1 pseudogene is annotated in these 308 nt (G+C 58.8%); it reads right to left on the bottom strand.

From position 1 onward, the window contains the following. Nucleotides 1–59 precede the first annotated feature (59 nt). Nucleotides 60–308: pseudogene (locus tag SB822_RS56045) on the bottom strand (hypothetical protein); the annotation flags it as partial.

Raw genomic sequence — 308 nt, 5'->3', positions numbered from 1 at the left:
GGTCTCGACCTTCTCGACGGCCAGAAGCGGTTGCTTTTTCTGCATGGTTTCAGCCTGCATCATTCGCCTCCCTTCTTGGGCTTGGCCGCGGTTTTAGTCGGTGCTTTTGTCGGCGCCTTAGCGCGTTTCGCACCACCGCTTTTGGCAGCCTTTACGGGAGCAGTCTTATGGCTCGTCGGAACATCACCCTGTTCAACGCGCTCGGAGAACTCTGTCGCCTGACCGGCGGCAAGTTGTTTGGCCTGCCCGACCCAGTCTTCGCGCGCGATGCGCCCGTCGAATTCCAGATAGGTTTCAGCTTCCACGAT

Source organism: Paraburkholderia sp. SIMBA_054, assembly GCF_046534875.1.
GTDB lineage: Bacteria > Pseudomonadota > Gammaproteobacteria > Burkholderiales > Burkholderiaceae > Paraburkholderia > Paraburkholderia hospita.
The sequence above is the reverse complement of the archived record's forward strand: the minus strand, read 5'-3'. Positions and strand labels throughout refer to the sequence as shown.